At 73.3% G+C, this 23,025-nt stretch carries 14 protein-coding genes and 1 pseudogene; 7 read left to right on the top strand and 8 right to left on the bottom strand.

Annotated features, from left to right (window positions below; translation table 11 throughout):
• Window positions 1–68: 68 nt before the first annotated feature.
• From ACIBSV_RS17805 to ACIBSV_RS17795, 3 genes and pseudogenes are all read left to right on the top strand, one after another.
• Window positions 69–7,430, top strand: a complete 7,362-nt coding sequence (locus tag ACIBSV_RS17805) for an amino acid adenylation domain-containing protein (protein ID WP_395863939.1) — start codon at window positions 69–71, stop codon at window positions 7,428–7,430.
• Complete coding sequence (locus ACIBSV_RS17800; protein ID WP_395863937.1) at window positions 7,417–7,632, top strand: MbtH family protein; 216 nt, start codon at window positions 7,417–7,419, stop codon at window positions 7,630–7,632. The genes ACIBSV_RS17805 and ACIBSV_RS17800 overlap by 14 nt, the downstream gene beginning before the upstream one ends.
• Before the next feature lie 174 nt (window positions 7,633–7,806).
• Window positions 7,807–9,218 (top strand): annotated as a pseudogene (locus tag ACIBSV_RS17795) (DHA2 family efflux MFS transporter permease subunit); the annotation flags it as partial.
• A 90-nt stretch (window positions 9,219–9,308) separates the two neighbouring features.
• Here ACIBSV_RS17795 and fes read toward each other — a convergent pair.
• Both fes and ACIBSV_RS17785 read right to left on the bottom strand, forming a co-directional pair.
• Window positions 9,309–10,532: an enterochelin esterase gene (gene fes / locus ACIBSV_RS17790; RefSeq protein WP_395863935.1), complete on the bottom strand. Its 1,224-nt coding sequence runs from the start codon at window positions 10,530–10,532 to the stop codon at window positions 9,309–9,311.
• A 200-nt stretch (window positions 10,533–10,732) separates the two neighbouring features.
• Window positions 10,733–11,761, bottom strand: a complete 1,029-nt coding sequence (locus ACIBSV_RS17785; RefSeq protein WP_395863933.1) for an ABC transporter substrate-binding protein — start codon at window positions 11,759–11,761, stop codon at window positions 10,733–10,735.
• A gap of 246 nt (window positions 11,762–12,007) precedes the next feature.
• Between ACIBSV_RS17785 and ACIBSV_RS17780 the strand changes: the two genes are divergently transcribed.
• On the top strand, window positions 12,008–12,928 hold the full coding sequence (locus ACIBSV_RS17780; RefSeq protein WP_395863931.1) for a S1 family peptidase: 921 nt from the start codon (window positions 12,008–12,010) through the stop codon (window positions 12,926–12,928).
• Between the two features lie 105 nt (window positions 12,929–13,033).
• Here the strand turns inward: ACIBSV_RS17780 and ACIBSV_RS17775 are convergent, their stop codons facing one another.
• From ACIBSV_RS17775 to ACIBSV_RS17755, 5 genes are all read right to left on the bottom strand, one after another.
• Window positions 13,034–13,516 carry a peroxiredoxin gene (locus ACIBSV_RS17775; protein WP_395863929.1) on the bottom strand — a complete coding sequence of 161 codons (483 nt, stop codon included), beginning with the start codon at window positions 13,514–13,516 and terminating at the stop codon, window positions 13,034–13,036.
• A gap of 77 nt (window positions 13,517–13,593) precedes the next feature.
• The gene (locus ACIBSV_RS17770) at window positions 13,594–14,034 is read right to left on the bottom strand and encodes a DUF5360 family protein (protein ID WP_395863927.1); all 441 of its coding nucleotides are present in this window, start codon (window positions 14,032–14,034) and stop codon (window positions 13,594–13,596) included.
• Window positions 14,027–14,359, bottom strand: a complete 333-nt coding sequence (locus tag ACIBSV_RS17765; protein WP_395863926.1) for a DMT family transporter — start codon at window positions 14,357–14,359, stop codon at window positions 14,027–14,029. The genes ACIBSV_RS17770 and ACIBSV_RS17765 overlap by 8 nt, the downstream gene beginning before the upstream one ends.
• Window positions 14,356–14,895: a TetR/AcrR family transcriptional regulator gene (locus ACIBSV_RS17760; RefSeq protein ID WP_395863924.1), complete on the bottom strand. Its 540-nt coding sequence runs from the start codon at window positions 14,893–14,895 to the stop codon at window positions 14,356–14,358. The genes ACIBSV_RS17765 and ACIBSV_RS17760 overlap by 4 nt, the downstream gene beginning before the upstream one ends.
• A 323-nt stretch (window positions 14,896–15,218) precedes the next feature.
• Window positions 15,219–16,715 carry a serine/threonine-protein kinase gene (locus ACIBSV_RS17755; protein WP_395863922.1) on the bottom strand — a complete coding sequence of 499 codons (1,497 nt, stop codon included), beginning with the start codon at window positions 16,713–16,715 and terminating at the stop codon, window positions 15,219–15,221.
• Between the two features lie 186 nt (window positions 16,716–16,901).
• On the opposite strand from ACIBSV_RS17755, the gene ACIBSV_RS17750 reads away from it, so the two are divergent.
• Complete coding sequence (locus ACIBSV_RS17750; RefSeq protein WP_395863920.1) at window positions 16,902–18,434, top strand: glycosyltransferase family 39 protein; 1,533 nt, start codon at window positions 16,902–16,904, stop codon at window positions 18,432–18,434.
• Between the two features lie 207 nt (window positions 18,435–18,641).
• Entirely contained in the window at window positions 18,642–19,373 is a 732-nt protein-coding gene (locus tag ACIBSV_RS17745) for a GntR family transcriptional regulator (protein ID WP_395863918.1), read from the top strand.
• Between the two features lie 219 nt (window positions 19,374–19,592).
• On the opposite strand, the gene ACIBSV_RS17740 is transcribed toward ACIBSV_RS17745, so the two are convergent.
• Window positions 19,593–20,405: a GntR family transcriptional regulator gene (locus ACIBSV_RS17740; protein ID WP_395863916.1), complete on the bottom strand. Its 813-nt coding sequence runs from the start codon at window positions 20,403–20,405 to the stop codon at window positions 19,593–19,595.
• A gap of 471 nt (window positions 20,406–20,876) precedes the next feature.
• Here ACIBSV_RS17740 and ACIBSV_RS17735 point away from each other — a divergent pair, with 471 nt between their 5' ends.
• Entirely contained in the window at window positions 20,877–22,898 is a 2,022-nt protein-coding gene (locus ACIBSV_RS17735; protein ID WP_395863914.1) for a hypothetical protein, read from the top strand.
• Window positions 22,899–23,025: the final 127 nt, after the last annotated feature.

Below are 23,025 nucleotides of genomic sequence, written 5' to 3'. Positions count from 1 at the left end.
CCTAACTTCGCGTGCCGGGGATCGGTACGTGCCGCCTGCCGTCGTCGCGCCCCGGGAGTCTCCACACCATGCCTCACCACCAGGCCGAGACCACCGTTCCGGATCCCGCCGTCCCGGACCTCGCCGAGGCCGACGTGCCCGAGCCGGCGGCCGGCCCCGACGCCGCCCGGCTGCCGCTGCTCGCCGCCCAGGCCGGCATCGTCTACGCCCAGGCGCTGGCCCCGGGGGATCCGGTCTACAACACCGGTGACCGGGTCGAGATCCGCGGCCCGCTGGACGCCGACCTGTTCACCCGCGCACTGCACCGGGTCGCTGTCGAGGCCGAGACGCTGCGCCTGCTGGTGGTGGCGGACGCCGACGGCACCTCGACCCAACGCGTCATCGACCACGAGCACCCGGTGCGCCGCGTCGACCTGAGCACCGCCGAGGACCCGAAGGCCGTGGCCCGGGCCTGGATGCGCGCCGATCTGGACCGGGCGGTCGACCCGAGCGCCGGACCCCTGGTCACCCACGCGCTGTTCCGCTTCGCCGACGACCACCACTGGTGGTACCGGCGGGTCCACCACGTCGCCGTGGACGCGTACGCGCTCACCCTGATCGGCCGCCGGGTCGCCGAGTTGTACACCGCCTTCGCCCGCCGAGACCAGCCCACCCCCAACCCCTTCGGCAGCCTGCGCGCCCTGGTCGCGGAGGAGGTCGACTACCGAGCGAGCGAAGCGTACGACACCGATCGCGCGTTCTGGCTCGATCACCTCGCCGACCGTCCGCGACCGGTCACCCTGTCCTCGGAGCCCGCGGCTCCCCTGCCCGCGGCCCCGATCCTGCGCCGCGCCGTCGAACTTCCGCCCGACCGTGCCGCCCGGCTCACCGAGGCCGCCTCGATCGCCCGGGCCACCTGGGCCGAACTGCTGATCGCCGCCACCGCGGGCTACCTGCACCGCACCACCGGTGCCCGGGAGATCATCCTCGGCCTCCCGCTGCTCAACCGGCGCAGCCCCACGGCGCTGCGCACCCCGGCGATGGCGGTCAACATTCTGCCGCTGCGGGTCGCGGTCCATCCCCGGGACACCGCGCCCGAGTTGCTGCGCAGGGTGGTGCTCGAACTGCGCGCCGTCCGCCGACACCAGCGCTTCCGCCAGGAGGACCTGCTCCGCGAACTCGGCGCCGTCGCAAGCGAACAACCGCTGTACGGGCCGATGATCAACATCAAGGCCTTCGAGGGCGACCTGGATCTGGACGGCTCGGTCGCCCGGGTGCACAACCTGGCCGCCGGCCCGGTGGACGACCTGGCCGTCGGCGTCGTGCCGACCGCCGGCGGCGGCCTGCGGATCGAACTGGACGCCCATCCCGCCCGCTACCGCGCGTCCGCTCTGGCCGATCACGAACTCGGCCTGCTGCGCTACCTGGACGCGCTCGTCGAGTTGCTGCACAACGAACCCCGGCAGGCGATCGGCCGGATCGACCTGCTCACCCCCGACGAGGTCGTGCGGGCCACCGCCGGTCGCGCCGAACCACCGGTCACCACGACCCTGCCCGAGCTGTACTCGCACCAGGTCGCCCGCACGCCCGACGCGATCGCGGTCCGCGCCGGCACGGACGCGCGCACCTTCGCCGAGGTCGATTCGGCCGCCAATCGACTCGCCCACGAGCTGATCGCGGCCGGCGTCACCGCCGAGGTCCCGGTCGCCGTCGCGCTGCACCGCGGCGCGGACACCGTGGTCGCCCTGCTCGCCGTGCTCAAGGCGGGCGGCGTCTGCCAGTTCCTCGACCTCGGCCACCCGGCCCGGCGGATCGCCGACGTGTTGGCCGACACCCGACCCGGCTGCCTGATCGGCACCGCCGAGGCGGTCGCGGGCCTGCCCGCGCACGACATCCACACCGTGCTCCTGGACGACCCGAACACCCGTGCCCGACTGGCCGCGCACCCGGACCGCACCCCGCGACCGCCGCGCCCCGAGCACAGCGCGTACGTGATCCACACCTCCGGCTCCACCGGTAGGCCCAAGGGTGTCGCGGTCTCGCACGCCTCGCTGGCCAATCTGTACGCGAGCCACGGAACCGACCACATCGCGCCCGCCGTCGAGCGCACCGGGCGCACCCGGCTGCGGATCGGACACAGCGCCTCGTTCGCGTTCGACGCCTCGTGGGACCCGATCCTGTGGATGGCGCACGGTCACGAACTGCACCTGCTCGACGACGCCGGCTACCGCGACCCCACCACGCTGCTCGACTACCTGCACGAGCACCGGGTCGACTATCTGGACGTGACGCCCACCTACGCCGAGGCGCTGCTCGCCGAGGGCCTCGACGCCCCCGGCCGGCACCACCCCGCCGTCGTGGTGGTCGGCGGCGAGAGCGTGCCCGAGCCGCTGTGGCAACGACTCTCCGCGATCCCGGGCAGCCGGCCGATCAACCTGTACGGACCCACCGAGACCACCGTCGATGCCTACTTCTGGGGCCCGGACGGCGCCGGCGCCCCGGTCCGCGCCTCGCGCGCCTACGTCCTGGACAACTCGCTGCGGCCGACCCCGGTCGGCGTCACCGGCGAACTGCACATCGCCGGCGCGTGCCTGGCCCGGGGCTACCTGAACCGGCCCGACCTGACCGCAGAGCGCTTCGTCGCCGACCCGTTCGGCGCCGCGCACGGCGATCCGGGCGGCCGGATGTACCGCACCGGCGACCTCGCCCGGCGTCGCGCGGACGGCACCCTCGAACTCCTCGGCCGGGCCGACGAACAGGTCAAGATTCGCGGCTTCCGGATCGAACCGGGCGAGATCCAGGCGGTGTTGGCCACCCACCCGGACGTCGCACAGGCCGCGGTGATCGCCCGGGACGCGGCGCACGGAAAACGACTGCTCGGCTACGTGGTCCCGGTCGCCGGTCAAACCCCGGACCCCGAGGCGCTGCGCGCGTACCTCGCCGACCTGCTGCCCGAACACCTGGTCCCGGCCGCGGTGCTCGTCCTGCCCGCGCTGCCGCGCACCGCCAACGACAAGATCGACCACCGCGCGCTGCCGGACCCGACGCCCGTGGCGCCCGGTCTGCGGGAGGGTCCGCGCGGTCTGCACGAGGAGATCATCTGCGATCTGTACGCCGCCGTCCTGGAATTGCCCGAACAACCCTCCCGGGACGCCGACTTCTTCGAACTCGGCGGCCACTCGCTGCTCGCCGCCCGGTTCGCCGCACGGGCCCGGGAGAGCTTCGAGGCACCGATCGGTCTGGCCGACGTCTTCCGCCGGCCGACCCCCGCCGGCCTGGCCGAACTGGTCCGGGCGGGCACGGATCCCGAGTCGCGCCCGGTACTGGAACCGGTGCCGCGCACCGGCGACCGACTGCCGCTGTCGCCCGCGCAGCAGCGACTGTGGTTCATGTACCGGCTCGAAGGACCCAGCCCCACCTACAACATCCCGCTCGTGCTGACCCTGACCGGCTCGCCGGACCACTCCGCGCTCGAGCGCGCGCTGGCCGACCTGGTGGCCCGGCACGAAACGCTGCGCACGGTCTACCCGGTGCTCGGCGAGGACGGGGACGAGCCCTACCAGCGGATCCTGACGCCCGATCAGGCCCGCCCCGAGCTGCGCCTCGCGGCGTCCGGGGAGACGATCGCCGACGCCGTGCGCCACCGCTTCGACCTCGCCGCGGAACCACCTTTGCGCTGCACGCTGTTCCGCACCGACGGACACACCCACACGCTGGTCCTGCTCCTGCACCACATCGCCGGCGACGGCGCCTCCACCACACCGCTCGCCCGCGATCTGGCCACCGCCTACGCGGCCCGGGTCACCGATCGCGAACCGCTGTTCCCGCCGCTCGCGGTGCGCTACCCGGACCATGTCGCCTGGCAGGCCCGCCTGCTCGGCACCGCCACCGCACCCACCGCGTCCGCCACCCGGCAGCTGGACTTCTGGAAGCGCACCCTCGCCGGCCTGCCGGACGAACTCGCGCTGCCCACCGACCGACCGCGCCCCCAGATCGCCTCGTACGCGGGCGACACGGTCCCGTTCCACCTCGACGCCACCGCGCACGCGGGCCTGGCGGAGTTGGCCCGAGCGACCGGCACCAGCGTGTTCATGACCGTTCAGGCCGCGCTGGCCGCGCTGCTCACCCGGCACGGCTGCGGCACCGACATCCCACTCGGCACGCCGGTCGCCGGGCGCGACGACGACGCCACCGCCGACCTGGTCGGATTCTTCGTGAACACCCTGGTGCTGCGCGCCGACACGTCCGGATCGCCGAGCTTCCGCACCCTGCTCGATCGGGTGCGCGGCGCCACACTGGCCGCGTACGACCACGCCGACCTGCCGTTCGACCGGGTCGTGGACGAGCTCAACCCGCCGCGCTCGCTCGGCCGACACCCGCTGTTCCAGGTGTTGATCGCGTGGCAGTCGTTGCCCGACACCGAGTTCGCGCTCGGCCCGTTGACCGCGCGGATGACCGCCGTGCCGTCCGGAACGGCCAAGTTCGATCTCACCCTGAACGTCGGCGAGCAACCCGGCCGGGGCGTCGGCGGGTTCGTCGAGTACCGCACCGACCTGTTCGACCGGGCCACCGTACTCGGGCTCTCCCGCCGGCTCGCCGCACTGCTCACCGCCGCCGTCGCCGACCCGGACGCGCCGATCGACACCCTGCCTCTGCTCGACGAGCCCGAGCGGCACCGCGCGCTCGTCGAGTGGAACGCCGGGCCCACCGCGACCGCGACCGCCTCGGCCACCCTGGTCGCCCGCTACGAGCAGGCCGCCCGCGCGCACCCCGCGCGGATCGCGGTGAGTTGCGCGGGCCTGTCGCTGAGCTACGCCGAACTGTCCGCCCGGGCCAACCGTCTGGCCCGGCTGCTGGTCGCCCGCGACATCGGGCCCGGCGACATCGTCGCGCTCGCGCTGCCGCGCTCCCCCGAGTTGGTGGTCGCGCTGCTCGCGGTCGCCAAGGCGGGCGCCGCCTACCTGCCGCTCGACCCGGACTACCCGGCCGACCGGCTCGCCTACATGCTGGACGACGCCGCGCCCGCCGTGCTGCTCACCGACTCGGCGACCGCACGTCGACTGCCCGCGCACGACCTGCCCCGAATCCCGGTGGACGGCAAGGACGCCGACACCTACCCGGGTTCCGACCTGCGTCAGGAGCAGCGCAAGCGCCCGCTGCGCGCGAGCGATCCGGCCTATGTGATCTACACCTCCGGCTCCACCGGCCGGCCCAAGGGCGTGCCGGTCACCCACCACAACGTGGCCCGCCTGTTCACCGCGACGGACCACTGGTTCGGCTTCGGCCCGGACGACGTGTGGACCCTGTTCCACTCCTACGCGTTCGACTTCTCGGTCTGGGAGTTGTGGGGCGCGCTGCTGTTCGGCGGTCGCCTGGTCGTGGTGCCGCACCTGGTCAGCCGCGACCCGGCCGAGTTCCTCGACCTGCTCGCCCACGAACGGGTCACCGTGCTCAACCAGACGCCGTCCGCGTTCCACCAGTTGGTGGCCGCCGACCGGGAACGGCCCGGACGCGACCTCGCGCTGCGCTACGTGGTGTTCGGCGGCGAGGCGCTGGAGCCCGCCCGACTCGCCGACTGGTACGAGCGGCACCCCGACGACGCACCGCGACTGGTGAACATGTACGGGATCACCGAGACCACGGTGCACGTCTCCTACCATCCGCTCTCTCGCGCGTCGGCAGCCGCCGGGAGCGCGAGCACGATCGGGGTGAACATCCCCGACCTGCGCGTCTACGTCCTGGACCACCGGCTCCAACCGGTCCCGCCCGGGGTGACCGGCGAGATGTACGTCGCCGGCGAGGGCCTCGCGCGCGGCTACCTGGGTCGGCACGCGTTGACCGCGACCCGCTTCGTGGCCGACCCGCACGCGGCCCGGTTCGGCGAGCGGGGGGCCCGGATGTATCGCTCCGGCGACCTGGCGCGCCGCCGCGCGGACGGCGGCCTGGACTATCTCGGGCGGGCCGACCAGCAGGTCAAGATTCGCGGCTTCCGGGTCGAACTCGGGGAGATCGAGTCGGTGTTGGCCGGGCATCCGGCGGTCGCCGACGCCGCCGTGGTGCTGCGCGAGGACACCCCCGGGGACAAGCGGCTGGTCGGCTACGTGGTCGCCGGTCCCGATGTCGCCGGTCCCGATGTCGGCGGTCCCGATGTCGCCGGGCCCTGTGTCGCCGGGCCCGATGCCGAAAAGGTCGATGTCGAAGCGGTCGATGTCCGGAGGGCCGGCGTCCAAGGGCCCGCGCTGCGCGAATACGCCGCCGCGACCCTGCCGGTCCACATGGTCCCCTCCGCCGTGGTCGTGGTCGACCGGCTGCCGCTGACCGCGAACGGCAAGCTGGACCGCAAGGCACTGCCGCGCCCGGACCACACCGCATCGGCCGGCGCCGGACGGGCTCCGCGTGGACCGCGCGAGGAGCGGCTGTGCGCGCTGATCGCCGACGTGCTCGGTGTGCCCGCGGTCGGCGTGCACGACAACTTCTTCGACCTCGGCGGCCACTCGCTGCTCGCGGTCCGCCTGGCCGGCCGGATCAAGTCCGCGCTGGGCGCGGACGTCGGCATCGGCACCATCTTCCAGGCGCCCACGGCCGCCGGCCTGGACGCCGCGCTGGAGGCGGCCGAGCACACCGACGCGCTGGACGTACTGCTGCCGCTGCGCCCGGCCGGCTCGACCGATCGGGCTCCGCTGTTCTGCGTGCATCCGGCCGGTGGCCTGTCCTGGTGCTACGCGGGCCTGATCCGGCACCTGCCGGCGGATCTGCCCATCCACGGCCTCCAGGCCCAGGGTGTCGGCCCGGCGACCGCCGGTGAACCACTGCCCCGGACGCTGGAGGAGTTGGCCGCGCACTACGTCGACCGGCTGCGCGAGGTCCGGGCGGACGGCCCGTATCGGCTGCTCGGCTGGTCGACCGGCGGGATCATCGCGCACGCGATGGCGACCCGGCTGCAGGACCTGGGCCACGAGGTCGAGTTGCTCGCGATCCTGGACGCGTATCCGGCCGAGGGCTTTCGCGAGTTGCCGGTGCCCGATCGCGCGGAGGCGCTGGAGGCGCTGCTCACCATGGGCGGCTACGGACCGGAGAGTCTGGGCGGCGCGCCGCTCGAACTCGGGTCGGTGATCGCGGTGTTGCGCCGCGAGGGCAGTCCGCTGGCCGGGCTGGACGAGGCCACGATCGAGGCGCTCAACGACATCTACCTCAACACCAACCACCTCGTGCGGGCCTTCGACCACCGGGTCTTCCGCGGCGACGTGCTGTTCTTCCGGGCCACCGTCGACACCATCGACGACACGCTCACCCCCGACACCTGGGCCCCGTACGTAAGCGGTCGGATCGACAACACGAACGTGGCCTGCTCGCACAAGGACATGACCCTGCCCGGCCCGATCGCGCAGATCGCGCGTGTGGTCCTGGACCGCCTCACCGAGTTGGAGAACGACTCCCATGACCTCTCGTGACCACGACACCCCGACGAACCCGTTCGACGACGAGGACGGCGAGTTCCGGGTCCTGGTGAACGACCTCGGGCAACACTCCCTGTGGCCCGAATTCGCCGCAGTGCCGGACGGCTGGACACTTGCGCACGGGCCGTGCGCGCGCTCGGTCGCGCTGGACTGGATCGGCACGCACTGGACCGACCTCGGCCCGGCCGCGCGGTGACCGGGGAGCACATCGAACCGGCCCCCGAGGCGAGCGGGGAGCACAGCGAGCCGGCTTTCGGGGTGACCGATGAGCGCGGTGGACCGGCTTCCGCCGCGACCGAAGAGCGCGACGAACCCGGTCCCGCGGCGGCCGGCGAGCGCGCCCGACCCGCTCCGCCGGCGACCGCGAAGGGTGCGTCCGCGTGGATCGTGGTGGCCGTCTACACCGCCGCGATGTGCATGAACGGCCTGGATTCGACCATCGTCAATCCGGCCCTGCTGACCATCGCGAAGGACTTCGACCGGCCCGCGGTGGCCGCGAACACGGTCGAGATCGCCTTTCTGGTCGCCCTGGTGGCCGCGCTCCCGGTCGCCGGCCGGCTCGGCGACCGCTTGGGCACGAAACGCGTCTTCCTGGGATCGCTGGCCGTGTTCACCGCGGCCTCGGCCGCGTGCGGCCTGTCCCAGAACCTGGTATCCCTGGTCCTGGCACGCGTCGTACAGGGCCTGGCCGGCGGCCTGTTGACTCCGGTCGGGATGACCATCCTGTTCACCGCGTTCGCGCCGCACGAGCGCATGCGGCTGGCCAAGTGGCTGATCGTGCCGACCGCGCTGATGCCCGCGCTGGGTCCGCCGCTCGGCGGATTCCTCACCGAACACCTTTCCTGGCACTGGCTGTTCCTGGTGAACGTGCCGATCGGCACGGCCGCCGTACTGCTCGGCCTGTTCGGGCTGCGTGAGCACCGCGCCGGTGTGGTCGGGCCGTTCGACCGCACCGGGTTCTGGCTCACCGCGCCGACCCTGGGGCTGCTCACCTACGCGCTCGGCTTCGGGCCCTCGCAGGGGTGGACCACGCCCGCCATCGCGATCGCCGGCATCCTCGGCCTGGTCCTGTCGGTGGTCGCGATCTCGCACCAACTGCGGGCCGAGGAGCCGTTGTTGCGGCTCCGGCTGCTCGCCGATCGGGCCTTCGGCTCGGCGACCGCGCTGGCCCTGGTCACCTCGGCCGGGCTGATGGGCGTGCTGTTCGTCTTCCCGCTGCTGTACCAGGCGGCGTTGGGCGCTTCGGCGCTGGACGCGGGGCTCGGGGTGTTTCCCGAGGCGGTCGGCCTGATGTTCGCGTCACAGGTGGTGGACCGGCTGTTGCCCCGACTCGGCCCGCGCCGGCTCACCACACCGGCCCTGGTCCTGGCCGCGCTGGTGTTCGGCGCGCTCGCGCTGCCGGGCGTCGCGGACAACGCGTGGGCGGTACGGGTGTTGATGTTCTGCGTCGGACTGGTTCTGGGTACGGCGGTGTTGACCGTACAGATCGCCGGGTTCGGCGAGATCGAGCCCGCCGACATGGGTCACGCGATGGCGCTGTTCACCATCGTCCGCACGCTCGGCGGCTCGCTCGGGATCGCGGCCGGCGCCGCGGTGATCGAGGCGGGCGGCGGTTCGGGCCACGACGCCGGTGCGCCGGGGCCGTATCGCGCGGCGATCTGGGTCACCGCCGGACTGGTCGCGCTCGGCGCGCTGTTCGCGCTGCGCCTGCCACACCAGGCACCGGCACCGCCACCGTTCGAGGACGACGACGAGCCGGGTCCCGGGACGGGACCCGGCGCCGCACCCGGGACGGGTCACGAAGCCGAAGCGGGAGCGGATCCGGGGACTGCTCCCGAGCCCGAGTCAGCCCGCACCGATTCGGCCGGAGCCTCAGCGCCCGTCCGGGGCTGACAGCAGGTCGACGAGTCCGACGGCGAGCCCGCCCCGCCAACAGGCGTAGTCGTGGCCGCCGTCGAACTCGGTGTAGGTAAGTGGATATCCGCGTTCCAGCAGGACATCGCGCAACCGGCGGTTCTCCGCGAGGAGCATCCACTCCAGCAGTCCCACCTCCAGGTGGAACCGGATCGGCAGGCGCTCGCTCGTGGCGAACCGTCGGGTCAGCCACTCCGGTCCGTCGTTGCTCTCGTCCGGGTCGGGCCACCAGAAAGACCCCGACTGGGACAGCGCGTTGCCGAATCGGTCCGGTCGACGAAACGCCCCGAACGCCGCGGTCAGCCCACCCGCGCTCTGCCCCACGAGCACGGTGTGCGCGGGATCCCCGCTCACCCCGTGACGCCGGCCGGCCCACGGCAGCAGCACGTCCGCGAGCCAGTCCACGAACGATTCGCTACAGGTGAGATCGGCCATCCGCCGTTCCCGACCCATCGTGTCCACCAGCAGCGCCACGGTGGGCGGGATCCGGCCGTCGGCGTGCAGGTTGTCCAACGTGTCACCGATCTCCAGCACCGAGCCCCAGACCTCGCCGTCCAGCAACACCGCCACCCGGTAGGGCTCGTGCCGAACGCCCGCGGGCACCAGCACGCTCACCCGGCGTCCGTCCACCGTGGTGTCCAGCCGCGTCCCGCGCGGTACGCCCGGCCGGCGCCGTGCCCACGGCTGCCCGGGCGCGTCCGGCAGCGCCAGCACCGAGGACGGATTGCGCCCGTCCCGCGCGGCCAGCGTGGGCGCGTGGTTGTACGGGTCGGGCACCGCCGCGTCCAACACGCCCAGCCAGGCGGCGCGATCGGTGCGCAACGTCCGACCGCGCGCACCGGTGCCGACGAAGAACTGGTACGACGCGCGCAGGTCGGCGGGCAGCCGATGGGTGATCGCCCACACGTCGGTGCCGGCGACCCGACGCATCAGATGCGGCGTCAGATCGCCCGCGTGCCGGTCCCGGTCGGTGAACGTGTGCAGCAGCGCGAGTACGTCGTTCGCGGGCGCCGCCGGGTCGTCCCGCCACACGAAGGTGACCAGCCGCTGCCCGGGATCGCCCGGATCCGGCTCGATCAGCGGGGCGCCGACCTGCTCGACCCGGGCCCAGAACTCGGGCCCGGCGTCGACTCGTCCGGCGGCGACCGCCTCGGTCAGCGCGTGCAGGATGGGTGTGTCCATGATGCTGGTCGCTTTCTGCGCGAAGACGAAACGGGCGGTCGGGACCCCGCGGGCGGCACCGTGGCCCGGTCCCACGGGCCGCCGTCCGGCGCGGGCCGGGCCATGGCACGGGGCTCGGTCCGCCCCGGGCCCGGCCCCGATACGGGCTCGGCCCCGGGCGCGTGACGCTCCCGGGGCCGAGCACTGCCGATGACGGCACGTCAGGAGGTGGCGGACAGCGCCTTGCTCAGGTCGTCGAGCACCACGCCGGCGGCCAACGGGCCGCCTCGGGTGGACCACACCGAACCGTCCACGGCGACCACGTGGTTCTTCTTGACCGCGTTCAACTCCTTGTACGCCGGCTTGTCCTGAACCTCCTTGAGGGCACTCGCGCCGTCCGAGGTGAGCGTGCCCAGGAACAGCCAGTCGCCGTCGATCTCGGAGATCTTCTCCAGGCTCAACGCGGGGGTGTGCGCGTTGCCGTCCTTGTCCTGCGCCTTGGGCCGGGTCAGCCCCATGTCGAGCGCGACGCCACTGGCGAACTGGCGCTTCTCCATCCAGCTCGGGCCGTTCGGGTTCCAGCGCACGATGCTCACTGCGGCGCCCTTGTTCGCGGTCAGGTCCTCGCCGGTCTTCTTGGCCTTGGCCTCGTAGTCGGTGATCACCTTGTTCGCCTGGTCCAGCTTGTTGACCGCGTTGCCGATGCCCCGGAAGGACAACTTCCAGTCGTCGGTGGGCGCCATCGTGACCAGCGTCGCCGGGGTGATCTTGCGAAGCTGCTTGAGCACCTGCTCGTCCTGCATGTCGCCGGCCAGGATCAGGTCCGGCTTGGCCGCGATCACCTTGTCCATCACCGGCTGCAGCAGGTTCCCGACCACCTCTATGCCCTTGACCTTGTCGGCCAGGTAGGCCGGCGGCTTGTCCAGGCCCTGGCCGTTGGTGATGCCGACCGGCTTGACGCCGAGGGCGAGTACCGCGTCCAGATCCTCCTGGGTGAGCACCACGATCCGCTGGGGAGCGGCCGGTACCTGGACGGCGGTGCCGGTCGCGTCCTTGACCGTGCGCGTGCCGCCGGCCGAGTCGCCGCCCGCCGGCGCGCCGCTGCCCTGGCTCGCGGCGGGCTTGTCGTCGGACTTCGAGTCGGAGTCGGAACCGCACCCGGTGAGCAGCAGGCCGGCCGCCCCCGCCACGGCGAACAGCCGAACCACGCGCCGCCGGGCGGTCGCGAGCGAGCGATGAGAAGAGGACATCTGGGACTCCGGGCGCGAGGAAGGGCGGGAGGCCGGGGCACGGCACGACCCGCGAGGTCGCACTTAGGTTAGCCTTACCTTGCATGCGTTCCGCAAGGTGGTACGGGTTCCCATCGATCCGGGTGGCCCATGTCACGCCCGAGCGGCACACGTTCGATGCCCCTGCGGGGGATCTCGGCCGCCCGTACGGGTGACCGTGGCGTGATCGGTGCCTGTGGCCGGGCGCCGGTCCGTACGGTTTCCCGCATGAAGCGGACCACCGTGACGCGTTCGATGGTGTCGATGGCCGCAGCGGCCGTGCTCGTGCTCGCCGGTCTGGCCGCCCCGGCCACGGCCGACCCGCCCAGCGGCGGTTGCCTCGCCGACCGGTTGACGCGACTGAGCACACTCCGGCATCGCCTGGACGAGCTCGCCCTGAGCGGTCTGGCCGGCAACAACCAGTACTGGTACGTCGATCACCGGCGCTGCACGCTCGCGATCGCGACGCTGCGCGGCGCCGCCGACCCGGTCACGTCGGCCTTCCTGCACACCGCCCGGATGTTGCCCGCGCTGGTCGAGATCACCGAACTCGGCGCGCCGGTCACCACCCGCGTGGCCAGGCGGCCCGCCACAGGCCCCCACACCCGGGCCGCCACCACCGGCTTCCACGGCGGCAGCCCGCTCTACAGCGGGCTCACCGGCACGGTCTTCATCTGCACCGCCGGCTTCAACGGATACCGCGCGAACACGACCGGCACGGCGGGCCATTGCGCCCGCGACGCACCCACCTGGTACGACGGCACCGGCACCCTGATCGGCACCGTCGACGAGTCCCGCTTCCCCGGGGCCGACTGGGCCGTCATCCCGGCGGCCGAGGGCCTGGCCCTGGCCTCCGACATCCTCGACGGCGACTCCACCACCACGATCACCGGCTTCGCCCGGCCCCGACTCGACGACCGGGTCTGCGGCACCGGCGCCACCAGCGGCACCCGCTGCGGCACCATCGACGCCACCGACGTCACGGTCAACTACCCCGAGGGCCCGGTCACCGGCCTGGCCCGCAGCACCCAATCCGGCGCCGCCGGCGACTCCGGCGGCCCGGTCCACACCGGCCCCACCGGAGTCGCCCTGATCAGCGGCGGCCCACCCGAAGGCGCCCCCACCTTCATCCAACCCCTGAACTTCTGAGCCCCGTCCCCGGGGCGCGGAGTCGCTCGGCGACCCACCCGAAACCGCCCCACCTGCCTCCCACCCCCGAACTTCCCGGCTCGCCCTCCGGGAGCACCGACACGCTCAGCGGCGGAGGAGTGCGAGTTGGGCGGTGAGGGTGTCGATGCCGCGGTAGGTGAGGCCGACGAGGGCCACGTGTTTCCAGCGCAGGATGCCCTCGGCGTCGATGATGAAGACGGCTCGGCGCAGGGCGTTGCTGCCCAGGCCGATGCCGTAGGCCTCGACCACCTTGTGCTCGGTGTCGGCGAGCAGCGGCATCCGCAGGTCGTATTTGCGGGCGAAACGCTCGTGGCTGTCCAGGCCCTGCGGGCTGATCCCCCAGACGGTGGCGTCGAGATCGGTGAATTGTTCGAAGCCGGAGGAGTATGAGCACAGTTGCTTCGTACAGACCGCCGTGTCGTCGCCGGGATAGAAGGCCAACACGACCGGGCGGCCCCGCTGGGCGGACAGGGTCAGCGGAGCACGCTCGGCCTCACCGCCGGTCAGGTGCACCGCGTCGAGGGTGAAGTCCGGCGCCGGGGCGCCGATCTCGGGGGTTTTGGACACGTCGTGGTCTCCTCGGGCGGGATGGGCGGCGGCGTGCGGCCGGCGCGCTTGGGCACCGAGACGCTACCCGGCGTCGCTCACGGCCGCACGAGCGCCATCCGCCGGACCAGTAGCACGATCGCGGGAAGCGGGAAGAGCAGCAGGAACAGGTTGGGCAGCCACCATTCGGGCGCGAAGTCGCCGCGCAGTACCCAGAACGCGATGGCCTGGAGGCCGGCGGTGCTGGTCAGCACGAGCGAGATCAGCATCAGCGGGTGGGCGTTCCCCGTCGCGGTACGCCGGCCCAGGCGTAGCGCCGCCACACCGGTCACCGCGGCCGCGAGGTCGAGCGGCACGAACGAGTGGTTCCAGTCGCCCATCACCGGATCGGCGTAGTCCTTGTACGCGTACTCGGCCGGGATCAGCGCGAACAGCGTGACGGTCCAGTACACCAGGAAGCCCACGTCGGCGACGGTCATCGAGACCCGGGTGAAGCACATCAGGTCGGCGCCGCGCGAGCGCACGGCCGCGCTACTCATGGGTCGTCCCGCCGTACAGGTAGAGCACCGCCAGGCCGACGACCACCAGCGTCATGCCGAGCACCGTGCCCGGCCGGAGCGGCTCGTCGTACAGCAGTACGCCGCCGGCCAGTGCGCCGACGGTGCCCAGGCCGGACCAGATCGCGTACACCGGACCCACGTTCAACGTCTTCAGCGCCTGCGCGAGCAGCACGAACGCGAGCAGGTAGCCGACCGCGACGACCGCGCTCGGGACGAGCCTGGTCAGTCCGTGCGAGGCGCGCAGCGACAGGGTCGCGGTGACCTCGGCCAGGATCGCCCCGCCGACCAGCAGTCCCGCGATCACGCGGCGCCGCCTCGGGTGCGGACCAGATCGGTCAGCAGCGCGCGCAGGTCGGTGTGCGCGGCGTCGTGCGGAACGCCCAGGTCCAACAACCGGGCCGCCCACCAGCCGTCCACCGCCATCCGGATCAGGTCGGCGACCGCCGGGTCCAGGCCGTCCGAGGCCAGTCGGCGCTGCCAGTGCGCGTAGCGCTCGCGCAGGCAGGCCAGCACCTCGGGGCCGCCGGCCGCGGCGAGCAGCGCGAGTGGGACCTGGTCGACGCCGCTGCGGTCGCCGGTCGGGGACTCGGCGGGGATGCTCGCGTCCAGCCACGCCAGCGCGAACGCCCCGGGCGGGCAACCCGGTTCGGGCAGCGCGGCCTCGAATCGGTCGGCCAGCCGCTCGACCACGCCCTCTACCAGCGCCTGCTTGCTCGGGAAGTGGTGCAGCAGTCCGCCCTTGCTGACGCCGGCCTCGCGGGCCACCGCGTCCAGCCGGACCGCCTCCACACCGTCCCGGACCAGTATTCGTTCCACCGCGTCCAGCAGTCGATCGCGCATCGGCGCACTCCTGTCCCGCTCCGCATCCCTCCGGACCGTCCGGACGGTCGGGAGCAACGGTAGCAGCGAATCACCTCGGCGCACGTGTCCTTGTTCGGGTGATCCACCTTGCAGCGCACAGGAGTTGCCGGATGGCGAGAGGTCGGCAGGGGGTCGGGAGGGGTCCGGTGGGACGCGGCGGGTCGCCGCTCGGCGGCCTGGGATGCCGGGGCGGAGGTGGGCAGGGGCGCGCCCGGGTCACTCGGTGGGCTCGTCGACGGAGCGGTGGCCGACGGACTCCCGAGCCCGGGCGGCGGCTGCGCCGGCGTCGACCGGGGCGGCGGTCAGCCGGCCGGCGCGCCCGAGGCCGACCCGGCGCCGGCCGGGTTCTCGTCGGTGGACCCGCCGGACGGGACGGCCTGCTCGGCTTCGGACGAGGAGTCCGTCGAGGCCCCGTCGCTCGACCCGGAAGCGTCGGTCGCCGCCTCGGGCGCCGCCTCGGAGGAGGCATCCGTCGGCGTCTCGGAAGCCGACTCCGAACTCTGCACCCCCGGGCTGTCCCCGTCGTTGTCGTCGTTCCCGTCTCCGGAACCGTTCACCAGCAGGCTCACCACCACGATCAGCGCGACCACCGCGACGATCGCGACGACCGCACCGATGATGTAGGCGAGTCGCCGGCGCCGAGGCGGCGCAGCCGCCGGATCCTCGGGCAGCGGCACGGTGGGCGACTGAGCCCGAAGCGGCGGCGAAGCGGGTCGGGTCGGCTGCTGCTGCGGCGGCTCCACGACAGGCGGAGTGGCGGCGGGTGAGGCCGCAGGTGTCGGGGCGGCGGGTATACCGGCCGGATGTACGGGTACCGGCACGGTCGTTCCCTCCGCGCCCGCCGGCCCCAGCGCTCCCGCGGACCCCTCCGCGTCCGCGGAACCTTCCGGCCCCGCCGACCCCGGCTCCCCGGCCGCCGCGGGCCGCGCGAGCTCCGTCGGCGCGGCCAGTTGCCGCGCGATGTTCCGCGCACCGCTGTCGGTCACGTTCGCCGCGAGCAGCAGCCGGACCCGGTCCGCGTCCGGCCGCCCCGCCGGATCCTTGTCCAACAGGCCAAGGATCACCTCGGTCAACGGCCCCGCCCGGCGCGGCCTCGGCGGCGGCTCACCCAGCACCGCGGCCATGCTCGCGTACGCCTGCTCGCGCCGGAACGGCGAAGTGCCCTCCACCGCCTGGAAGAGCGTGCAGCCCAGCGAGAACAGATCGGCGGCCGGCGTCGCGGCGTCCCCGCGCAGCCGTTCGGGCGCGATGTACTCCAACGTCCCGATCACCCCGGACGCGGTCAGCCCCGCGTCGTCCTCGTGCACCGCGATGCCGAAGTCGACCAGCGCGATCCGCCCGGTCGGCGCGAACAGCACGTTCGCGGGCTTGACGTCGCGGTGCACGATGCCCAGCGCGTGCGCCGCGGCCAGCGCGTCCACCAGCGCGGTCCCGACCACCCGGACCTGCTCCACCGTCAGCGGGCCGTCCTCGGCAACCACCTCGGCCAGCGTGCGGGACGGCACGTACTCCATCACGATCCACGGCACGCCGTCCTCGACCACCACGTCGTGCACGCTGACGATGTGCGGATGCCCGCGCAGCCGCGCCGCGTTCCGCGCCTCGCGCATCGCCCGGGCGACGCGCTGCTCGCGTTCCGCGTCCGGGAGCCAATCGCCGATGCTCACCTGTTTGATCGCGACCTCGACGTGCAACAGCTCGTCGGTCGCGCGCCACACCACACCCATGCCCCCGAAACCCAACTGCTCGAGCAGCCGGTATCGGGCGGCGACAAGACGACCCGAACCTCGCGTGTCCATGGCAGGCCCACCCCCGAATGACAGTGTGGGCCGGATTCGGTCACCGCGCCGGCAAACGGACATCCCGGATCGCGCCGATTTCGCGCCGATCCGGAGGAAGAGGTGCCGGAATTCGTTCCCGACTCGTTGTCCGGACCCGCGTGCGAGTCTCTGCCGTGGGGATGCCCGATCCGGCACCATGACGTAATGAGCCGTGTGGAGAAACGCACGTCGACCGAACCGCTGTTGCCCGCTCCGGCGCCGCGAGCCCTGCCGCCCCTGGCCACCCTGCCCGTCTCGCTGATCATGTTCGCGGTCTTCGCGGTGCAGACGGCGGTGTCCTCGCGCTACGGCTTCCATCGCGACGAGCTGTACTTCGTCGTGGCCGGCCGGCACCTCGCCTGGGGTTACGTCGATCAGCCTCCGCTCACCCCGCTACTCGCCCGCGTGTCGGGTGAGTTGTTCGGGGACGACCCGCAGGATCTGCGGATATTCGCCGCGCTCGCGTGCGCGGCCACCATACTGGTCGTCGCGCTGATAGCACGCGAGTTCGGATCCGGCCGGCCCGGCCAACTACTCGCGGCGGCTTGCACGGCCACGTCCGGCATCGTGCTCGGCGTCGGTCACCTGTGGTCCACCGCGACGCTCGACATCCTCGCGTGGCTCCTGGTGGCGTGGTTCACGCTGCGCCTGTTGCGCACCGGCGACGGACGCTGGTGGCTCGCGGTCGGGGCCGCCGTCGGCGGTGCGATGCTCAACAAGTACCTGGTCGGCTATCTCGTGGTCGCGCTGCTCGTCGGCCTGTTCGCGGTCGGGCCCCGGGACGTGTTGCGCAGCCGTTGGCTGGGCGGGGGCATCGCGATCGCGGTAGTGCTCGCTACGCCCGGTCTGATCTGGCAGGCCGGCCACGACTGGCCGCAGTTCACCGTCGCGGCCGGCATCGGCTCGGACGACGGAACGACCAACCGGATCATGTTCGTTCCGCTGCAAATCGCTTACCTGTCACCGCTGTTCGTGCCGATCTGGGTGGCCGGCGGGATCTGCCTGTGGCGCTCGGAACAACTGCGCTGGGCCCGCTCGATACTGCTCGGCTATCTGGTCCTGTGCGTCCTGGTGATCGGCTCGGGCGGCAAGTCGTACTACGCGCTGCCGCTGCTGCTGGTCCTGGTCGCGGCGGGCTGCGAGCCGACCGTGCGGTGGGTCGCAGCCCGGCCCGCCAGGCGGGTACCGGTCGGCTCGATGCTGCTGATCGCCACCGTCACCAGCGCGGTGATCTCGCTGCCACTGCTGCCGGCCGCCAAGGTGAACGCGGTGAACGGGATCAACCCCGAGCAGGGCGAACAGATCGGCTGGCCGGAACTGGCCGACGCCGCGGCGGTGGCCTGGACCCGGATTCCGCCCGAACAACGCGACCGGGCGGTGCTGTTCGCGGGCAACTACGGCGAGGCGGGCGCGCTCGACCGGTACGGTCCCGCCCGCGGACTGCCCAAGCCGTATTCGGGCCACATGTCCTTCGCCGACTGGGGACCGCCGCCGGATCGCGCCGACGGCCCGGTGGTGATCGTGCGCGAGGGCGAGGCCACGCAACGCTTCCGGGACTTCGTCGACTGTCGCCTCGTCACCCGGGTGGACAACGGCAAGGGCGTCGACAACGAGGAGCAGCACGCGGTGGTCGAACTGTGCGCGGGCACGGCGCGGCCCTGGTCGAGTCTGTGGCCCGACCTGCGGCACTTCTACTGATCGACGGGCGCCGACGGGCGCCGACCGGAGCCGGTCCGAGCCGAACGCGACCGACCCGGACCGACCGGACCGGTCCGCGCCCACCCGGGTCGGACCCGCCCTCGCACCGGCCCGGATCGGCGGTCGGCGACCGGCCCGACCGCCCGGGCACACCCCGGATCGGCCCGTGCCGCGCCCGTAGGATGCGGCCACGCAGGGAGGAGCGTCATGGCGAATGCGAGTCCGCCCGGCTATCGCACCGGCGGCGAGGGGCGGCCCGGATCGTTGACCGGCTCGGCCTACCGGGAGATCCGGCGCCGGGTGCTGCACCTGGAACTCGCGCCCGGCGCGCGGTTCACCGAGAAGGCGGTGGCCGGCGAGTTGGGCATGAGCAAGACACCCGTGCACGAGGCGCTCGCGCTGCTCGCCGAGGACGGCTTCGTCGAGGTCATCCCCCGCAGCGGCTACCGGGTCTCCCGGGTCACCGTACGCTCCGCGCGCGAGCTGTTCGACCTGCATCGTGCGCTGGAACAGGACGCGGCGGCGTCGGTGGCGTGCCGGCCGACCGAGGTCACCGCGCTGGTGGCCCGCGAGGACGCCTGGGTACGGACCCGGCGACCGGTCGAGGGTCCGGACGCGTGGCTGGACCGCTACACCCGGCTGCATCTGCTGCTCGCCGAGCCGGTCGGGAATCGGCATCTGCGCCGCGCGCTGGGCGGCACCCTGCACGCGCACCACCGGCTGCTCCGGCTGTGCGTCGCCGCCGACGGTCCGCATCCCCGCACCATCGCGGGCGACGACGCGCCGCTGCTGGAGGCACTCGCGGCGGGCGACCCGGGCGCGGCACGGCGCGCGGTGCACACCCGGCTGACCGGATGTCGGGAGCGGGTGCTGGACACGTTGCTCTCCAGCGACGCGCTGCTGGACGTGAACATCGCCGGGCCCGCGTCCCGACCGTGATCACCGAGCCCGTGTCCCGACCGTGTCCCGGGCCCGCGTTGCGACCGCAATCCGGGCCCGCGCGCGGACCGTGATCACCCGGAACCTCGACCCGACCGTGATCCCCTGGCCCCGCATCCCAACCGCGATCGCCCGGGCTCGCGCGCCGAACGCCGCCGCCCGGCCCGCGTCCCGACCCTGGTGGTGGCCGATGCGGCGTACGGGCCCGACCGCCCGGCGTCACCCGTCGCGCAACAGCGTGCCCAGGTCCAGGTCGAGCAGTTCCGCCGGCGGCTCGGTGCCGAATCCGTCGTCGTCCGCACGGCCCAGCCGCGCGGCGACCGGCGGCACCAGCGCGGCGACCACCGCCGCGCCCAGGGCCCGGACGCCGGCCTCGACGGCGCTCGCCGCGGCCTCCGGATCACCCGCCGAGAGCGCGGCCCGCAATGCCCCGTGATCGGGCGCCGGCCAGCGCGGATCGCCGAGAGCGGCGGCCAGACACACATGCCGGAGGTGGTGGCGCAGCACGTAGTGCTCGACCTCGGCGGCCCGCCCGTTCCCGGCCCGCTCGGCAAGCGCGGCGCCCAGCCCGAGCCACCCCAGCGGCTCCGGCCCGACACCCGCCCCGGCGCGAGAGCCGGACCGGTGACACGTGCCCGGTACGCCCGTCGCGACCACGGCCGCCGCCGCCCGCCGCCACGCGTCCGCCGTGTCCTCCAGCCCGCGCGGCCCCGCCGCCTCCTGCCGTCTCGCGGCCAGCCGGGCCAGCAACGTCTCGATCGTCAGGCGCAGTTCGAGCAGTTCGCGGATGTCGCGCAGGGTGACCGGCATGACCAGGTAGCCCGAATGCGGCGCGACCGCGACCAGGCTCTCGTGGGTGAGCAGATTGAGCGCCTCGCGCACCGGCGTCTTGCCCATCCCCAGGACCGCCGCCAGTTCCCCCTCACTGAACACCGTGCCGGGCACCATCTCCAAGCGCAGGATCCGACCGCGGATCGCCTCCCGGGCGAGGGCGGTCCGGCTTTTCCTGCGCGCTGTCGGGCTCGGCGTCATATCCGGATTCTCCTCGGCTCCCGGCCGCGTTTCGGGTCGGCGGCGGGGATCGGCGAGGATCGGCAAACCGGCGGGTCGACCGGATCGAGGAACGCGCCCGGCCCGCACACCACCCTCGACGCGGCCGACTTCACGCTTGTCCGAGGGGACTAATATCTCAGGAAGCCGAGTCGGCGATAAGGACACGGGGGTGCTCCGGCCCCGGATGGTGCCCACGACGTGGGGCCTTTGCCATCGCCGCCGCCGACTCCTGCGATGATCCTCGCGACGAGGAAGGTGGTTTCGGATGACCCGCGCGGCCCGCACGCCGACCGGCGCTGTTCCGGGGCGCGCCCGTTCGGTTGCCGGTCCTCCGCCGACGACGCGCGACCGGGCCTACCATCGGAATCGTGTCGAAGGCTCCACCGACCGCATCCGCGAGCCGCACCCGCACGCCATCCCCTCGGGACGAACGACCTTGGACATCGACATATGACCGCGTCGCAGCACACCCGATCCGCATCCCCCGTCACGCTCCTGCGGGAATGGCACGAGCGCGCCGACGGCGCCGCCCTGCACGAGGCCCTGTTCATCGGCCTGGGCATCGACCTGCCGTACCTGGAGCGCGTGGCCGTACCGCTCGCCCGCGACCTCTCCGCGCGCGTCGCGATCCTGGGGGACGCCGCGCAGGAGACACACGACCCGGTCGAGGTGCGCGGCGCCGGCCGTGACTACCTCTACGCGCCCACCGTCTGTCCCGGTGGCCTGCGCGCCAAGCTGGTGGTGCTGCTCGGCGAGCACGCGTGCCGGATCGCGATCGGCGGCGGCACCCCCGCGCTGCCCGGCTGGGCCGACGACCGGTTGTGGACGGTGGTCGAGACCGAGCAGGACGCGTCCAACGCGCTGCTCGCCGACGTGGCCGACTGGCTGGACAAGCTGCCCGACCTGGACGGCGTCACGATGGCCCCGTGGGCCGGCGAGTACCTGCGCGAGATCGCCGGGTTGCTGACCGAGCGACACATCATGGCGGACGAGACGCCCGGTCCCGAGGCCCGGCTGCTGGACAACCTGGACCGTTCACTGCTGGCCCAGGTGCCGGCCGGTCCGGTCGAGGAGCTGCACGTGTACGCGCCGGCCGTCGACACGACGGGCGACACGCTGCGCGAGCTGATCGCGCGGCTGTCCCCGGCGCGGGTGCGGGTGGGTGTGCACGAGAACTGGTCCGGCTACACCGGCACGCTGCTGCGCTCCGCGCTCGCCGGCCGCCCGGCCGATGTGCTCGTACTGCCCGAACAGCGGCCGGCGCACGGCCGGTTCGCGCAGTGGCGGATCGGCGAGCACTGGTTCGCGCTGACCGGCAACGCCGACCTGACCCGGACCGCGTTCGCGGACACCGCGGCCGGCGGCGGCGGTCTCGACCTCGCGGTACGCACGGTCGGCACCGACCTGCTGCCGCTCGGCGGTGGGCGCGCCACCTCGCCCGCCGGCCTGGACGCGCTGCGCGGCGTCGCGGCCGGTGCCGAACTCGTCCTGCTCGGGGCCCAAGCGGACGGCGCGGGACTGCGGGTGGTGCTGTCCGAGGCCGCCCGCGAGCCGGTCACGGTGAGCACCTCCGCCGACGGATCGCCGGGCTCCTGGCGGGAGTTGGGCACCATCGCGAGCGGTGCGACGAGCGCCGGCTTCCCGCCCGCGGCCGGTCTGGGTCCGGCGGTACGGGGCAGTGTCACGCGCGCCGACGGCAGCGTGCTGCACTCCGCGGTGGTGTTCGCGTACAGCCCGGCCGCCGCCGCGCGACCGAGCGAGACACGGCTCACCCCGCGCCCGGAGCCCACGCCGATCACGCCGTCGACGCCGCGGCCCGCCGCGTCGACCGCCGTGGTCGCGCCGCGCCCGGTCGAGGCCACGGCCGCACCACAGGCCACGCCCACACCGACTCCGGCTGCGGCTGCGGCTGCGGCTCCGTCGCCCGGGCCGGCTCCCTCACCCGTCGCCCCCGCCGCGTCCGCTGTGACGTCCGCCCCGCACGTCCCCACACGCACCGACCTCGAACCGATCCCGGCCCTCCCGGTCGAGGACAGTCCGTACGCCGACGCGATCGAGGAGTTCGCCGCCCACGGCTGGGTCGCCGGCATCGAGGATGGGATCTGGCGGATCACCGGCTCGTTCGGCAACCCGGTCCCGATCGCGGCGGTGGCCGCGACGCGTCTGGCGCAGTACGGCGAGGCGGTGCTGATCCAGGCCGGGAACGAACGCCGCTGGGCCTTCATGGCCTGGGACGCGCCCGACCTGACGCTGCTCAACTGGCCCGCGCGGAACTGGCGCAGCTATCAGATACGTCCCCCGGCCGACCCCGAGTCGCGCTTCCGGGGCGGCGACCTGGCGAGCGTCCCGGGCCGGGTCGGCCCGCTCAACCGCCAGATCGGCGACCCGCCGCCGGCCCTCCTGCGCGTCCTCGACGAGGTCGGCATCGGCTTCGCCGAACTGGTCAAAACGCTCCAGCAGATCGGCGGCTGACCACTCCCGACCCACGCGACCGCCGGGCCCGCGTTCGCGCGGCCGGCCCGTGGATACCTAGCGAGCGATCGCTAGAATGTCCACAACCAAGACGATGCGCCCCGGAATGGCCGGAGCCCGTGCGCGG

This window comes from Embleya sp. NPDC050154, assembly GCF_044460165.1.
Lineage (GTDB): Bacteria > Actinomycetota > Actinomycetes > Streptomycetales > Streptomycetaceae > Embleya.
The sequence above is the reverse complement of the archived record's forward strand: the minus strand, read 5'-3'. Positions and strand labels throughout refer to the sequence as shown.

Bases quoted from the DNA above. Each gene is read 5' to 3' on its own strand.
- ACIBSV_RS17785 (WP_395863933.1), bottom strand. From the start codon at position 11,761: ATGTCCTCTTCTCATCGCTCGCTCGCGACCGCCCGGCGGCGCGTGGTT.
- fes (WP_395863935.1), bottom strand. From the start codon at position 10,532: ATGGACACACCCATCCTGCACGCGCTGACCGAGGCGGTCGCCGCCGGA.
- ACIBSV_RS17750 (WP_395863920.1), top strand. From the start codon at position 16,902: ATGAGCCGTGTGGAGAAACGCACGTCGACCGAACCGCTGTTGCCCGCT.
- ACIBSV_RS17760 (WP_395863924.1), bottom strand. From the start codon at position 14,895: ATGCGCGATCGACTGCTGGACGCGGTGGAACGAATACTGGTCCGGGAC.
- ACIBSV_RS17740 (WP_395863916.1), bottom strand. From the start codon at position 20,405: ATGACGCCGAGCCCGACAGCGCGCAGGAAAAGCCGGACCGCCCTCGCC.
- ACIBSV_RS17800 (WP_395863937.1), top strand. From the start codon at position 7,417: ATGACCTCTCGTGACCACGACACCCCGACGAACCCGTTCGACGACGAG.
- ACIBSV_RS17770 (WP_395863927.1), bottom strand. From the start codon at position 14,034: ATGAGTAGCGCGGCCGTGCGCTCGCGCGGCGCCGACCTGATGTGCTTC.
- ACIBSV_RS17805 (WP_395863939.1), top strand. From the start codon at position 69: ATGCCTCACCACCAGGCCGAGACCACCGTTCCGGATCCCGCCGTCCCG.
- ACIBSV_RS17780 (WP_395863931.1), top strand. From the start codon at position 12,008: ATGAAGCGGACCACCGTGACGCGTTCGATGGTGTCGATGGCCGCAGCG.
- ACIBSV_RS17735 (WP_395863914.1), top strand. From the start codon at position 20,877: ATGACCGCGTCGCAGCACACCCGATCCGCATCCCCCGTCACGCTCCTG.
- ACIBSV_RS17755 (WP_395863922.1), bottom strand. From the start codon at position 16,715: ATGGACACGCGAGGTTCGGGTCGTCTTGTCGCCGCCCGATACCGGCTG.
- ACIBSV_RS17745 (WP_395863918.1), top strand. From the start codon at position 18,642: ATGGCGAATGCGAGTCCGCCCGGCTATCGCACCGGCGGCGAGGGGCGG.